Origin of the sequence: Actinoplanes sp. NPDC051513 (genome assembly GCF_044454685.1) — a bacterium.
Lineage (GTDB): Bacteria > Actinomycetota > Actinomycetes > Mycobacteriales > Micromonosporaceae > Actinoplanes.
In genome coordinates, this window is the sequence record NZ_JBITDW010000012.1 from 55,952 (window position 1) to 68,201 (window position 12,250).

The window sequence follows — 12,250 nt, forward strand, 5'->3', positions numbered from 1 at the left end:
TCCGCATGAGGGAATGAAGCCTGTGATCCGGGTTGGCCGAGCGGCCGCCTGACGCCTACGGCACTGGCGGTCCGACGTTTCTTGTCGTCCTGATCGTCCCTTTCTCATGCGTAGAGGTAAAACCTTGAACGTGGATGCCCGCATCCAGCAGTCCGTCGTGTCCAATCTCTCCGGCCGCCCCGCGCCGATCCGTTCCGGCCCGTTCATCCTCGGCATCGACCCTGCCACCGAGAGCCCCGGAATCAACTACGCCACCCCCATCCCCGGCGCCCCCATTTCGGCCGCCGACGTGTCGGCGATGGTCACCGCCTTTTGCGATGCACAACGCAAACCCCGTCTCGAGTACGTCGTGAGCACCGCCCCCGATCTGGAGCGGTTGCTCCTGGAGGCCGGTTTCACCATCGAGGAGCGCCACGAATACCTGATCTGCCTCCCCGAGACACTGTCCGTACCGCCCACCCCCGACGGTTTCGTCCTCCGCGAGCCGTCCACCGACGATGACCGGGCAGCCATGTCCGCCGCCCAGCACGAGGCCTTCGGCGGCACCCCGGAGGCGTCCGCAGCCGACGTGGCCCGCATGTCCCGCCTCCAGTCCCGAGGAGGCGTGGCGGTCATGGCCGTCACCCCCGACGGCGCCTGCGCCGGCGGCGGCCAGGCGGTCCCACCGAGCGACGGCGTCAGCGAGGTGGCCGGCATCGCCGTCCCACCCGCCTACCGCCGCCGAGGCGTGGCAGCAGCCTTCACCGCCGACATCACGTCCCGCTTGTTCAACCGGGGCGCCGAGATCGCCTGGCTCGAGGCATCCGGCCCTGACTCATGGCGCATCTACGAGCGGATCGGCTACCAGCCCACAGGCATGCGCCTGTACATCTCGATGCCCTGACAGCGTTCGGGCTGCCCGGCCTGGTACCGGGCAGCCCCGCCCGCCGATCACGCATGCAGTGGGGTTCGGCCGGCGCGGCACCGGCCAAGCCTCACCACTCGCGGGGTTCAACCGGGCTTTCCATGGCTCAGCACCTGCCCGGTCACGCCGGGCGCCGCCCCTCACGCTTGACCAGTGGCCACGCCGGCTCAAATCGAGATCGCTTTCATTTTCGACAACGTGTCAAGAAATGACGCCGGGAAGAATGGCATGAACGAACGGCGTTCCAGGCTTACCGCCGCATTCCCAGGAGTGAAATAATTCTGGTATGCGACAGCTGCAGTTCTTCACCTCAAGCCAACTGGCCAAGATGCGCGATAGAACTGCGTCGCGCAGTTATTCTCCGGAGAAAGATGAGTTTCGCCGCGAGCACGCCCGGCATCGAGATTGGGGCCTCGCCCAACGGCACGCACGCAAGCTGCTGGCCAGTCGCCGCAGCGGCAGCGAGTGGGCCAAGCTAACCGCAACCGATCCCGGCCCGGCAGTCCCGGCGTCCGCCGCGTCGCAGCCGTCGCCGCAACAATCGCAGCCGCCTCCGCAGCAGCCTGCGCCCCAGCCGTCGTCGCTGCGACCAGCGTCGCAGCCGTCGCAACGGCCGCCGCAGCCCCAGCCGCCCCAGCCCCAGCCGCCGTCAGCCGCCGCAGCCCCAGCCCAGCCGTCGCCGCAGCCGCCGTCGCCGCAGCCGCCGTCGCCGTCGCATTCGCTGGTCGGGTGTTCTTCGGCTCGCGGCGTTTCAATTCAGGGCCGCCGCCGGCACCATTACGGCGTCGCCGACGGTTCCGTGCACGCATTTTTCCGGGCTCGGCGAAACATTTCCGCCACAGCTCGGCAGTTTCCCGGGTTCCTCATTCCGGCAGGCCGCCACCGGTGTCGATCGATGCCTCCGCTTGTCGGGGCCGACCCGCGATCGGCAGGACAGAGAACGGGCGATCCGGGCGATCCCGGTCCAGGAATAGGCGTCCCGGCCGGCCGGGGCGATGCCGCCGGGCCGGCCATGGCAACGGGCTCACGAGCAGGGCGAGCCGTTCACCGTGCAGGAGTCCGGTGTGTCCGAGCCCCCGGCCCGGTCGAAATGGAACCTCAGCTGCCCACTCGATCCGGCCGCGAGCGGCACCGAAGACGTCCAGGTGAACGTGTTTGCCCGCTGCACCAGCGTCGGCTGCGGCAACGACTCGAGCCACGACGTCCGCAGGCTCCCCGGATAGGTGATTTTCACGACCCAGTTCTGCGGGACGCTCGTACGGTTCGTGACCAGCACCTCGCCGATGAAGCTGTCCCCATAGGACTCGACAACCCGATACTTCCCGACGACGTTCGCCGGGGCGGCGGTCGTCTCTCGCGGCGGCCTGATGACTGCCGGCGCCGTCCGGCTGGGAGTCAGAGCGCCGGAGGGCGACGCCGGCGAGGACGGCACGAGGCTGATCGGCGCCTGCACCCCCGATGTCGTCCCCGGAAGCGTGAACGGCGGCTCCGGCGGCGGTAGGGTCCGAGGCGTCGCGTGCCCCGGCAGCAGCCGGACGATCGTGACGACGGTGAATGCGACAAGGGCGACGACGCCCAAGACAGTAGGGATCCACGGAAGAACACGCATATTGCCGGAGTTTTCCCGCATTTGCCCTCATCCCGGTGAAAGCTCGCATCACCGGCGATAGGGTATCGATCAACAAGCGCGTGGGAAAGACCTCAGGAATTAGCGGCAAAGTTCCCAGAAAGCGATCGCCGCCGCCGTGGCGACGTTCAGCGAGTCGACCCCGTTCCGCATCGGAATGCTGACCCGCACATCGCTGGCCGCCAGCGCCGCCCGCGTGAGCCCAGGCCCCTCGGCCCCCAGCATCAGCGCCGGCCGCTCCCGGTCGGATTCGCTCAACTCCTGAAGCGGCACCGCATCCGCCCCCGGCGTCAACGCGAGCAGCCGGAATCCCGCGGCCGACACCGTCTTGAGCGCCGCCGGCCAGTCCTCGGCCTTCACGTACGGGATCGCGAAGACCTCGCCCATGCTCACCCGCACCGCGCGCCGATACAGCGGATCCGCGCAGTTCGGCGACAACACGACCGCGTCGATCCCGAGCGCCGCCGCCGACCGGAACAGCGCGCCCAGATTGGTGTGCGTGTTCAGCCCTTCGAGGACCGCGATGCGACGGGCGCCCGCGAGCAGTTCCTCGAGCGACGGCAGCTCCCGCCGGTGAAACGACGCGAGGACCCCGCGATGCACATGAAACCCGGTGATCGACTCGAGCACGGCCGGCGTCGCCGCGTACACGACCGCGTCGTCGGGCAGATCCTCGAACTGCCCGACCCGCTTCTCGTCCACGAGCACCGACCGCAACCGATAGCCCGCCCGCAGGGCACGCCGTATCACCAGCTCGCCCTCGGCGATGAACAGCCCGTTCGGCGGTTCCCACCGAATGCGCAGCTCCAGGTCGGTCAGCGCGCGATAGTCCCCGATCCGCGGGTCGTCCGCGCCGTCAACCTGATGCACCACCATCCCGCCATTGTGACGGGTGTGTTCGCTCAGCCGGTGCGCCGGTTCCCGTACTGCTGCCGGGGCGACGACACGACCCCGCGGCCATGCTGGTGCTCCGACGTCTGTGCCCCCCCAACCCCGTGCGAGTGCTTCTTGTGCTTCGCCGCCCGCCGGGCCGCCCGGTTGAGAAACTCCTCCTCGGGCTGCGCGTCCTGCTGTTCGTCCTGCTGCTCGTCCTGACCGTCAGACATGCCCGCCAGCCTATAGCCTGAGCCGGTTATGACGACCGAGTTGCCGACTCCCCGCCTGATCCTGCGCCAGTGGCGCGACTCCGATCGCGATGCCTGGCACGCCCTGAACGCCGACCCCGGGGTCCGCGAATTCCTCGGCGACCCGCTGACTCGCGCCGATGCCGACGCCGTTCTCGAGCTCTTCCGCACCGACCTGGAAACCCGGGACTGGGGTTGGTGGGCGGTGGCCCTACGCGACACCGACGAGCTGATCGGAATGGCCGGCCTCGACCCGGTCGACGAGGAACTCGACTTCACCGGCGTCGAGCTGGGCTGGCGTCTCGCCCGAGCCCATTGGGGAATGGGCTATGCGACGGAGGCCGCCCGATCGGTGATCGATCACGCCTTCCAGGTCTTGAATTTCCCCGAGCTCCTGGCCATCGCCGCCGCCGGCAATTTCCGTTCCCAGGCCGTGATGCGCCGTCTCGGAATGACCCACGTCCGCGATTTCACCGACCCGACCCAGCCACCACACCTGGCCGCGTCGGCCCTTTACCAGATTCAAAACCATATTAGGTACGAGGAACGAAAGGCCCCCGCCGCGCGGCCACGCTGACTGCAACACCGGCTCCACGCGCGGCCGCCGGGCTGTCCCGGCCCCCGCCCCGCCGGCGCTACCGCGCCGCGCCGTCCCGGCCCCCGCCACGCCGGCGCTACCGCGCCGTCCCGGCCCCGCTACGCCAGCCTGCCGCTGCTGGCGTCAGGCCCCTCAGGATCCGCGGGGTGAGCTGACCTGCCACCAGGGCGGCCAGCGCGAGGGCGAAGCCCGCCAGCTGCGGCGCCGTGAGCGTCTGGCCGAGAAGGACAACCCCGGCCGTAGCCGCCACCAGCGGCGACAGCAGGCCCAGCAGCGCCGTCGCCGTCACCGGGAGCACTCGCACTCCGGCGAACCAGAGCGTGTAGGCGAGCAGCCCGCCGACCAGGCCCAGCCAGAGGTAGCCACCCACGGCCGGGACGTCGATGTGCTCGGGGACGCCCTCGATGAGCGCCACCGGGACCAGCAGGACCAGCCCGCCCGCCGTCAGCTGCCAACCGGCGAAGGCCATGGGGCGCACGCCCTCGGGCCGGCCCCAGCGCTTGGTCAGCGTCACGCCCAGCCCCATGGCCATCGCGCCGGCCAGCCCGGCCGCGATGCCGGCGGCGTCCAGCGCGGCATTCGGGCCGAGGACGACCAGGCCCACGCCGGCCACGCCGACCAGTCCCCAGGCCAGACGCCAGCCCGACAGCCGCTCGCCGAGGATCGCCACCGCCAGGAACGCGACGATGATGGGCTGGGTCGCGCCGAGGGTGGCCGCCACGCCGCCCGGCAGCCGCTCGGCGGCGAGGAACAGCAGCGGGAAGAACGCCCCGATGTTGAGCGCGCCCAGCGCCAGGGCCCGCCACCACCAGATCCCGCGCGGCAGCTGCCGCGTGATCGCCAGCGCGAGCAGTCCCGCCGGCAGCGCCCGCATCAGGCCCGCGAACAGCGGATGCCCCGCCGGCAGCAGCTCGGTGGTGACGACGTAGGTGGTGCCCCAGACGGCCGGGGCGAACGCGGTGATCGCGGTGGTGGCCACCCGCCCGCCGCCGGCGGCCGGTGCCTGTGTCGAGGGAGAAGCCGTGATGGTCATGCCTTCAGCGTCGGCCCGCAGCCATTGATGAGTCCAACACATACTTTTCAGAGCAGCGATCGCATATCACGATAGATGCGTGGAACTGCAGCAGATGCGATACGTGCTGGCCGTAGCGGCCACCGGCAACTTCACCCGCGCCGCCAAGCAATGCCTGGTCGTGCAGTCGGCGCTGAGCCACCAGATCGCCGCCCTGGAGCGCGAGCTGGGCGCCAAGCTCTTCGCCCGTACCAGCCGCCGGGTAGCCCTCACTCCCGCCGGCGAGGCGTTCCTGCCCGCCGCCCGAGCCTGCCTGGAGGCCGCCGACCGCGCCGCCGCCGACGCCGCGGCCGCCACCGGCGAGATCCGCGGCCGCCTGACGGTGGGCATCATCCCCACCGTGACCGGCATCGACCTGCCGCGGGCCTTGCACGACTTCCTCCGCGCCCACCCCCAGGTCCGGATCGCCCTACGCTCGGCCGGCAGCGACGACCTGGCCGCCGGCATCCGCGCCGGCGAGGTGGACGTGGCAGTCCTGGGCCTCCCCGAGTCGGTCAAACCGCGAGGCGTCCGCCACCGAGCACTGAACCACGACCACCACGTGGCCGTAGTCGCCCCCGATCACGCTCTGGCTCGGCTCGCCCGTGTGGACCTGGCCACCCTCGCCTCCGAGCCCTTCGCCGACTTCCCCGCGGGAACCCCCGGCCGCGCCCAGAGCGACCTGGCCTTCGCGGCCGCCGCCCTGACCCGGGAGGTCGCCTTCGAGGCCATGTCCACCGACTTGATGATCGGCCTGATCCGCCGCTCCCTGGCGGTGGCTCTGCTCCCGTCGCGCTTCGTGGCGGACCTCCCCGACCTGGTCACCATCCCCGTGACCAACGGCCCCGCCCGAGTCGAGTACCTGGCCTGGAGCGACTTCAACCCCACCCCCGCGGCGACCGCCTTCCTCGAGATCGTCGGCCACCCCGCCGCGTAGGCCTGCCCGGCCGGCCACCGACGAACGGCGTCGGCCGCAGTCGGCCACCGACGAGCGGCGAGCGGCGACGGCAAGCGGCGACGGCAAGCGGCGACGGCAAGCGGCGACGGCAAGCGGCGACGGCGAGCGGCGTCGGCCTCAGTCGACCCGGTAGGTCAGGTGGGTGGCGTGGCCGGAGGCCCGGACGTGGATCTGGCGCAACGCCCGGGGCGCCGCGCCGACGAAGAGCGGAACCCCGGCGCCCAGCAGGACCGGCGACAGGTGCAGGCGCAGCTCGTCGACCAGACCGGCCTCGATGGCGCCGCGGACCGTCTCGCCGCCGCCCATGATGACGACGTCGCGGTCTTCGGCCATGGCTATGCCCTTGGCGACCGCGCCGGCGATGCCGTCGACGACGAAGGTCACCCGGTCGGCCAGGCGCACCTTGTCCGGCGGGTTGCGGGTCACGACCAGGACCGGCGGCTCGGCCGCGAGGCCGGCGCCGTAGCCCATCTCGTCGTTCCACCCGTCCGGCGCGTCCACGATGTCGAACAGCCGCCGCCCCATGACCACGACCCCCGTGGCGGCGACCGACTCCTCGAGGACGGCCCGGTCGATCGCGTCAGGCTGGAGCGCCCACGTGTGCAGCCCTTCACCACCACGCCCGAGACCCATGTCGGGCCCGACATCGGGCCCGGTGACGAACCCGTCCAACGACACCGAGATGTCGGCGACCACCTTGGCCATGACCGCTCCTTCCATCGGCGCGCCTTCGCGAGCCGCTCTCCGGAGCATGCCACCCGGGTACGACAGTCGCGCCCCCACCAGCACGCCAACATGTCTCGCCCAACGCAATACCCGCTCGGCAGGATGCCCGCGGAACGAGAAACCCGCCCGGCAAGACGCCCGCGGAACGAGACGTCCGTCCCGGCCGCGAGGGCCGGGTCGGCGGCGGTGACTCGCACCCGCGGGTCGATCGGCGTATCGAGGTCGCACGCGAACAGCAGGAGCGCCGCCCGGTCGCCGCCAGCAAGACGGCGCAACGAGACGCCCGCCCAGAACCGCGCGGAACGGGCGTGGCGTCAGGCCCGGGGAATCAGGCGCGCGCCCGTCCAGGCCAACCCCGTGCCGGCGGCCAGCAGCAACAGCGCCCCCACCGTCGGCAGGGGCTGGCGCGCATACGAGCCGGCGCCCATGGCCGCGGCCGCGAGCATCAGCAGGATGCCGTCGGCCGGGTTGACCAGCCGGGAGCGGAAGACCGCCCACCCCAGCAAGAGCCAGCCCGCGCCGGCGGTGGCCGCGGCCACGGTGGCCGCCACGCGGAGCTGGTCCGGCGTCAAGGGGGCGCCCTCGGCGAGCGCGCCGGACGGCAACGCCGCCAGCGGCAGGGTGAGGATCGCGCCGGCCAGGCCGGTCAGCAGGCCGAGGATGGCCGTGCGGCGGGTTCGGGTGGCGGCCAGCAGGGCGGCCAGGGCGATCATCGCGATGGTGGACAGCCAGTCGGCGGCCAAGCTCACGGCCAGCGGGCCCGGTGGGGTGTCGATGCCCAGGGTCAGCCAGCCGTCGAGGACCGCCGCGGCGGGGAGGGCCCAGAGGGCCAGTCGGGCGTAACGGCGGACGGACCAGATCCAGACCGCCTCGCGTACGGGCAGAAGGTGGTCCTCGTCCGCCTCGCCGGCGGCCGGGCGCGCGCCGCCGACCCACGTCGGAGAGACCCGCAGCGGCCTACCGCTCGCCGTGTGGTGATGGCTGCTGCTCATGGCTCCGCCTCGCGTGGGCTCAAGCCGAGCGGCCCGGGGGCAACCGGTCGGGATCCTGCGCAGAGCATTCCAAATGTCCGCTTGACTCGCAGGCGATCTCAGAAAAGTCGCACAACGCCCGGGTCCGATTTGTCCCCTCGGAGAGCGATCATCACTCCGAGTAACGCCGCGGCGGTGACCCGGTGCTGTCGGCATGCGGTGACGACACCCGGAGGGTGAACTGGGTCGACCGATTTCGAATTTCTTTGGAAGGGCTATGAGCTGCGGGAACACCCCGAGTCGAGGGAGATTTGGACGGGTCGGCGGCAATCGGCGTTGAACCCCGTCGCGGGTGGGGTCCGTACTGGGGGCCGACCGACCACATCGACGTCCACGAACGAGGAGTGATGATGAGATCGCGCGCGTACCGAAGGAACCAGAGCCCCAACCGGCGGAAGGTGTTAGGTGCCGTGATCGTGGGGGGCGTTCTGGCCGCGGCCGGACTGGCCGGTGTTCAGCTCGCGAACGCCAGCACCACGCCCAAGGCCGCCGATGTGATCTCGGTCGAAGGTCAGCAGTTCGACGTGTCGCAGTGCGAGGCGCTGGAGATCGCCGGCGGCGACGTGATCTGCGACGGCGAGAAGCTCGCGCCGCAGCAGGAGCAGGGCGCCGACGATGCCGCCCTCGCCTCGGCCCAGGCGCTCGAGGCAGCCTGCGACACCTTCGCGGCGGACGCGGCAGCGGCCGAGGGCCAAGGTGCCGAGGAGCAGCAGGGCGCCGAGGAGCAGCAGGGCGCGAAGGCCGCCGCGGCGGCCAAGGCTCAGAACAAGAAGCTGGCCACCAAGTGGGCCAAGGCCATGAAGGCGGCCGGCGAGCAAGCGGCCGAGGACGAGCAAGCCGGCGCGGGCGAGCAGGCCGGCGAAGGCGAGCAGGCCGGCGACGACCAGGGCGCCGCGGACCAGAATGCGGCAGCTGCCGCGGCGGTGACCTCGGCTCAGAAGGCTCTGCTCCAGACCTGCCTCGCGCTGGCCGACGCCAAGGCGGCCGCGGGCATCGCCGGCGGCGCCGGTGACCAGGGAGCGGGCGAAGAGGGCGGCGCCGACCAGAGCGCCGAGCCCAGTGCTGAGCCCAGCGCCGAGCCGAGCGAGGAGCCGAGCGCGGCGACCAAGGCCAAGAAGTGACCAAGGCCAAGAAGTGACCACAGCCAGGAAGTGACCAAGGCCAAGAAGTAAGGAACCGAGCAAGGAACGGCCGGCCCGAAGACCCCCGGGCCGGCCGTTTCCGTAATCAGAAACTAGGCTTTCTCGCGGGACGCCACCCCGTTGTAGTCGGCCCCGCCGAGAGCGGCCGACGGCGGGATCGGCTCGGGCGCCGGCAGTGCGGCCGTACGGTCGGGATCGGCCGAGACCTGAGCCTCCGCCACCCGGACCTCCTCGTCGACCTGAGCCGCCGCGTCCGCCGCAGCCTGCGCCGCGGCCGCCGCCTCGCGCTCGACCGATGCCGAATCCACCGACTCGCGCGGCTTGTCGCCGACCATGTTGGCCAGCCCACCGAGCGCCCCGCCGAGACCCTCGAGGGCCTTGTTCAGCTCGGCCGGCACGATCCACACCTTGTTGGCCGTGCCGTTCGCGATCTGCGGAAGGGCCTGGAGGTACTGGTAGGCCAGCACCTTCTGCGACGGGTTCGCCGTGTGGATCGCGTCGAACACCGTACGGATCGCCTTGGCCTGGCCCTCGGCCTGCAGGATGCGGGACTGCCGGTCGCCGTCGGCGCGCAGCACCGCCGCCTGCTTCTCGCCCTCGGCCGTGAGGATCTGGGCCTGCTTGTGGCCCTCGGCGTTGAGGATGGTGGCGCGACGCTCGCGCTCGGCGCGCATCTGCTTCTCCATCGAGTCGCGGATGCTCGGCGGCGGCTCGATCGCCTTGATCTCGACCCGGGTGACCTTGATGCCCCAGCGGCCGGTGGTCTCGTCGAGCACCGTGGAGAGGTGGCGGTTGATCTCCTCGCGGCTGGTCAGGGCGCGCTCGAGGTCGAGGGAGCCGATCACGTTACGCAGCGTCGTGACCGTCAGCTGCTCGATGGCCTGCAGGAAGTTGGAGATCTCGTACGTGGCCCGGACCGGGTCGACGACCTTGAAGTAGAGGACCGTGTCGATCGACACGACCAGGTTGTCGGAGGTGATCACCGGCTGCGGCGGGAACGAGACGACCTGCTCGCGCATGTCGACCTTGCTGCGCACCGCGTCGACGAACGGCACCAGCACGTTCAGGCCGGGGGTAAGGGTGCGCTTGTACTTGCCCAGGCGCTCCACCACGTCCATGCGCTGCTGCGGGACGATGCGGATGGACCGCAGCAGCGTGACGATGGCGAACACCACGATCACGATGATTAGTACGCCGATCACTGCTGACATGGCGCCTCTCTATATGTTGGGCAGATCGTCGCGCCACACGATGGCAGTGGCGCCGTTGACCTTGACAACCCGGACGCGTTCACCCGGGAGGTACTTCTCGGTGCCGTCGAATGAGCGCGCCTGCCACAGCTCGCCCTCCAGCTTGATCATGCCGTGGTCGCCGTCGACCTCCTCGATCACCGTCCCGTGGGTGCCTTCCATCGCCTCGATGCCGAACGGCATGTCGCCGCTCTCGAGGGCCGGCTTCGCGTGGCGCAGGATGATCGGGCGGATCGCCCCGACCGACAGCCCGGAGAAGACGGCGAAGACGATGACTTGCAGCAGCAGCGGGGCCCCGAGCGCGGCGGCACCGGCCGCGGCGAGAGCGCCCACCGAGAAGAAGATGATCAGGAGGGTGGCCGTGAAAGCCTCGGCGATCGCCAATGCGATGCCGAGCACGATCCAGAGAATCGCTTCCACTCTTCGATCGTTGCACGGCGACGCACGCGTTGCGATGCCGCATCTCAGGCGGAGCCCCGGCAGTTAATCAGAACAGTCATCACGTCGAGAGGGTCCACCGTGTCGCTGCTGCCGGAGACGGCCCGCCGGGTCGATGAGATCGCCGCCCGGGCCCAGTCCGAGGGGCGTACGCCGTCGCTGGCGCTGGCCATCGTGCGTGACCGCGCTGTCCTGCACTTCGCGGGCGTCGGCGAGCACCCCGTGCCGGACGCGAAGACGCAGTACCGGATCGGCTCGATCACCAAGACATTGACCGCCACGATGGCGATGCAGCTGCGCGACGAGGGCTTCTTCGCCCTGGACGACCTGCTCTACCGCCACCTGCCCGGCACCCCGATCGGCGGGGTGACGCTGCGCCAGCTGCTCGGGCACGTCTCGGGCCTGCAGCGCGAGCCGGACGGTCCCTGGTGGGAGCGCGCCACCGGCGGCGACGTCGACAAGCTGCTGGCCGATCTCGGGTACGACAAGTTGTCCGGCCCGCCGTTCCGGCGCTACCGCTACTCGAATCTCGCGTACGGCCTGCTGGGCGCCGTGCTGGAGAAGGTCACCGGCGAGTCGTGGACGGCGCTGCTCGGCAAGCGGGTGCTCGATCCCCTGGGCATGAAGCGCACCACCTACCACCCCATGGAGCCGTTCGCCCGGGGCTACGTGGTGCACGCCCTCGACGGCAGCCTGCACGAGGAGCCGCGCCTCGACGCCGGCGCGATGGCCCCGGCCGGCCAGCTCTGGTCCACGGTCACCGACATGGCGAAGTGGGCGGCGTTCCTCACCGATCCCGCTCCCACGGTCCTTCCCCGCGAGACCGTCGACGAGATGTGCGCGCCCGTCGTGATCAGCGATCTCGAGTCGTGGACCGGCGGCTACGGCCTCGGCCTCCAGCTCTTCCGCGTCGGCGAGCGCGTGTTCGTCGGCCACGGCGGCTCGATGCCCGGGTATGTCGCCCACCTGGCCGTGCACCGCCGTACCCGTCTGGGCGTGATTGCCGTCGCGAATTCGTATGGCCTCATGAACACGCATATCCGAGATGTCGCTCTTATGGCTTTGAATACTGCTTTGGACGGCGAGCCGGAGACGCCCCGATCCTGGCAGCCCCCGGCTCCCCCGGCCGGCGAGGCGGCCAAGCTGGTCGGCCGCTGGTGGTGGATGGGCCGCGAACACGAGATCCACGCGACCGGCGACGCGCTGAAGATGACCGGCCCGAGCCATTGGTCGCGTTTCACGCGTGAGGCGCCCGACCGCTGGCGAGGCGTGGCGGGCGAGAACGAGGGCGAGGTCCTGCACGTCCTCCGCGACGCCGACGGCGCCGTGACCAAGATCGACATCGCCACCTTCGTCTTCAGCCGCAATCCGTTCGATCTGGCCTGACCGGCGATCGTCGCT

13 protein-coding genes are annotated in these 12,250 nt (G+C 70.8%); 5 read left to right on the forward strand and 8 right to left on the reverse strand.

What is annotated here, in order from left to right; genetic code table 11:
• Nucleotides 1-130: 130 nt before the first annotated feature.
• Nucleotides 131-883: a GNAT family N-acetyltransferase gene (locus ACIA5D_RS31875; protein ID WP_396034194.1), complete on the forward strand. Its 753-nt coding sequence runs from the start codon at nucleotides 131-133 to the stop codon at nucleotides 881-883.
• A gap of 1,045 nt (nucleotides 884-1,928) precedes the next feature.
• Here ACIA5D_RS31875 and ACIA5D_RS31880 read toward each other — a convergent pair.
• From ACIA5D_RS31880 to ACIA5D_RS31890, 3 genes are all read right to left on the reverse strand, one after another.
• On the reverse strand, nucleotides 1,929-2,483 hold the full coding sequence (locus tag ACIA5D_RS31880; RefSeq protein WP_396034055.1) for a cellulose binding domain-containing protein: 555 nt from the start codon (nucleotides 2,481-2,483) through the stop codon (nucleotides 1,929-1,931).
• A 129-nt stretch (nucleotides 2,484-2,612) separates the two neighbouring features.
• Complete coding sequence (locus ACIA5D_RS31885; RefSeq protein ID WP_396034056.1) at nucleotides 2,613-3,407, reverse strand: TrmH family RNA methyltransferase; 795 nt, start codon at nucleotides 3,405-3,407, stop codon at nucleotides 2,613-2,615.
• Between the two features lie 26 nt (nucleotides 3,408-3,433).
• Nucleotides 3,434-3,637, reverse strand: coding sequence for a hypothetical protein (locus tag ACIA5D_RS31890; RefSeq protein ID WP_396034057.1), 204 nt, complete (start codon nucleotides 3,635-3,637; stop codon nucleotides 3,434-3,436).
• Nucleotides 3,638-3,665: 28 nt separating this feature from the next.
• Between ACIA5D_RS31890 and ACIA5D_RS31895 the strand changes: the two genes are divergently transcribed.
• A complete protein-coding gene (locus ACIA5D_RS31895) occupies nucleotides 3,666-4,232 on the forward strand; it encodes a GNAT family N-acetyltransferase (RefSeq protein ID WP_396034058.1) in 567 nt (188 codons plus the stop codon).
• 97 nt (nucleotides 4,233-4,329) lie between these two features.
• Here the strand turns inward: ACIA5D_RS31895 and ACIA5D_RS31900 are convergent, their stop codons facing one another.
• A complete protein-coding gene (locus ACIA5D_RS31900; RefSeq protein ID WP_396034059.1) occupies nucleotides 4,330-5,286 on the reverse strand; it encodes an EamA family transporter in 957 nt (318 codons plus the stop codon).
• A gap of 79 nt (nucleotides 5,287-5,365) precedes the next feature.
• On the opposite strand from ACIA5D_RS31900, the gene ACIA5D_RS31905 reads away from it, so the two are divergent.
• The gene (locus tag ACIA5D_RS31905; protein WP_396034060.1) at nucleotides 5,366-6,241 is read left to right on the forward strand and encodes a LysR family transcriptional regulator; all 876 of its coding nucleotides are present in this window, start codon (nucleotides 5,366-5,368) and stop codon (nucleotides 6,239-6,241) included.
• Nucleotides 6,242-6,379: 138 nt separating this feature from the next.
• Here the strand turns inward: ACIA5D_RS31905 and ACIA5D_RS31910 are convergent, their stop codons facing one another.
• Together ACIA5D_RS31910 and ACIA5D_RS31915 are read right to left on the reverse strand one after the other, a co-directional pair.
• Nucleotides 6,380-6,967 carry a dihydrofolate reductase family protein gene (locus ACIA5D_RS31910; protein ID WP_396034061.1) on the reverse strand — a complete coding sequence of 196 codons (588 nt, stop codon included), beginning with the start codon at nucleotides 6,965-6,967 and terminating at the stop codon, nucleotides 6,380-6,382.
• Between the two features lie 335 nt (nucleotides 6,968-7,302).
• Nucleotides 7,303-7,980: a hypothetical protein gene (locus ACIA5D_RS31915; RefSeq protein WP_396034062.1), complete on the reverse strand. Its 678-nt coding sequence runs from the start codon at nucleotides 7,978-7,980 to the stop codon at nucleotides 7,303-7,305.
• Between the two features lie 449 nt (nucleotides 7,981-8,429).
• Between ACIA5D_RS31915 and ACIA5D_RS31920 the strand changes: the two genes are divergently transcribed.
• Nucleotides 8,430-9,140 (forward strand): hypothetical protein, encoded by a 711-nt coding sequence (locus ACIA5D_RS31920; RefSeq protein WP_396034063.1) that lies wholly within the window; start codon nucleotides 8,430-8,432, stop codon nucleotides 9,138-9,140.
• Between the two features lie 113 nt (nucleotides 9,141-9,253).
• On the opposite strand, the gene ACIA5D_RS31925 is transcribed toward ACIA5D_RS31920, so the two are convergent.
• On the reverse strand, nucleotides 9,254-10,372 hold the full coding sequence (locus ACIA5D_RS31925; RefSeq protein WP_396034064.1) for an SPFH domain-containing protein: 1,119 nt from the start codon (nucleotides 10,370-10,372) through the stop codon (nucleotides 9,254-9,256).
• A 9-nt stretch (nucleotides 10,373-10,381) separates the two neighbouring features.
• The gene (locus ACIA5D_RS31930) at nucleotides 10,382-10,831 is read right to left on the reverse strand and encodes an NfeD family protein (protein WP_396034065.1); all 450 of its coding nucleotides are present in this window, start codon (nucleotides 10,829-10,831) and stop codon (nucleotides 10,382-10,384) included.
• Nucleotides 10,832-10,930: 99 nt separating this feature from the next.
• On the opposite strand from ACIA5D_RS31930, the gene ACIA5D_RS31935 reads away from it, so the two are divergent.
• Complete coding sequence (locus tag ACIA5D_RS31935; RefSeq protein ID WP_396034066.1) at nucleotides 10,931-12,235, forward strand: serine hydrolase domain-containing protein; 1,305 nt, start codon at nucleotides 10,931-10,933, stop codon at nucleotides 12,233-12,235.
• The last annotated feature ends 15 nt before the right edge of the window (nucleotides 12,236-12,250 follow it).

Excerpts from the sequence above, each read along its gene's own strand:
- ACIA5D_RS31885 (WP_396034056.1), bottom strand. The coding sequence starts at position 3,407 with ATGGTGGTGCATCAGGTTGACGGCGCGGACGACCCGCGGATCGGGGAC.
- ACIA5D_RS31890 (WP_396034057.1), bottom strand. The coding sequence starts at position 3,637 with ATGTCTGACGGTCAGGACGAGCAGCAGGACGAACAGCAGGACGCGCAG.
- ACIA5D_RS31895 (WP_396034058.1), top strand. The coding sequence starts at position 3,666 with ATGACGACCGAGTTGCCGACTCCCCGCCTGATCCTGCGCCAGTGGCGC.
- ACIA5D_RS31900 (WP_396034059.1), bottom strand. The coding sequence starts at position 5,286 with ATGACCATCACGGCTTCTCCCTCGACACAGGCACCGGCCGCCGGCGGC.
- ACIA5D_RS31910 (WP_396034061.1), bottom strand. The coding sequence starts at position 6,967 with ATGGCCAAGGTGGTCGCCGACATCTCGGTGTCGTTGGACGGGTTCGTC.
- ACIA5D_RS31915 (WP_396034062.1), bottom strand. The coding sequence starts at position 7,980 with ATGAGCAGCAGCCATCACCACACGGCGAGCGGTAGGCCGCTGCGGGTC.
- ACIA5D_RS31925 (WP_396034064.1), bottom strand. The coding sequence starts at position 10,372 with ATGTCAGCAGTGATCGGCGTACTAATCATCGTGATCGTGGTGTTCGCC.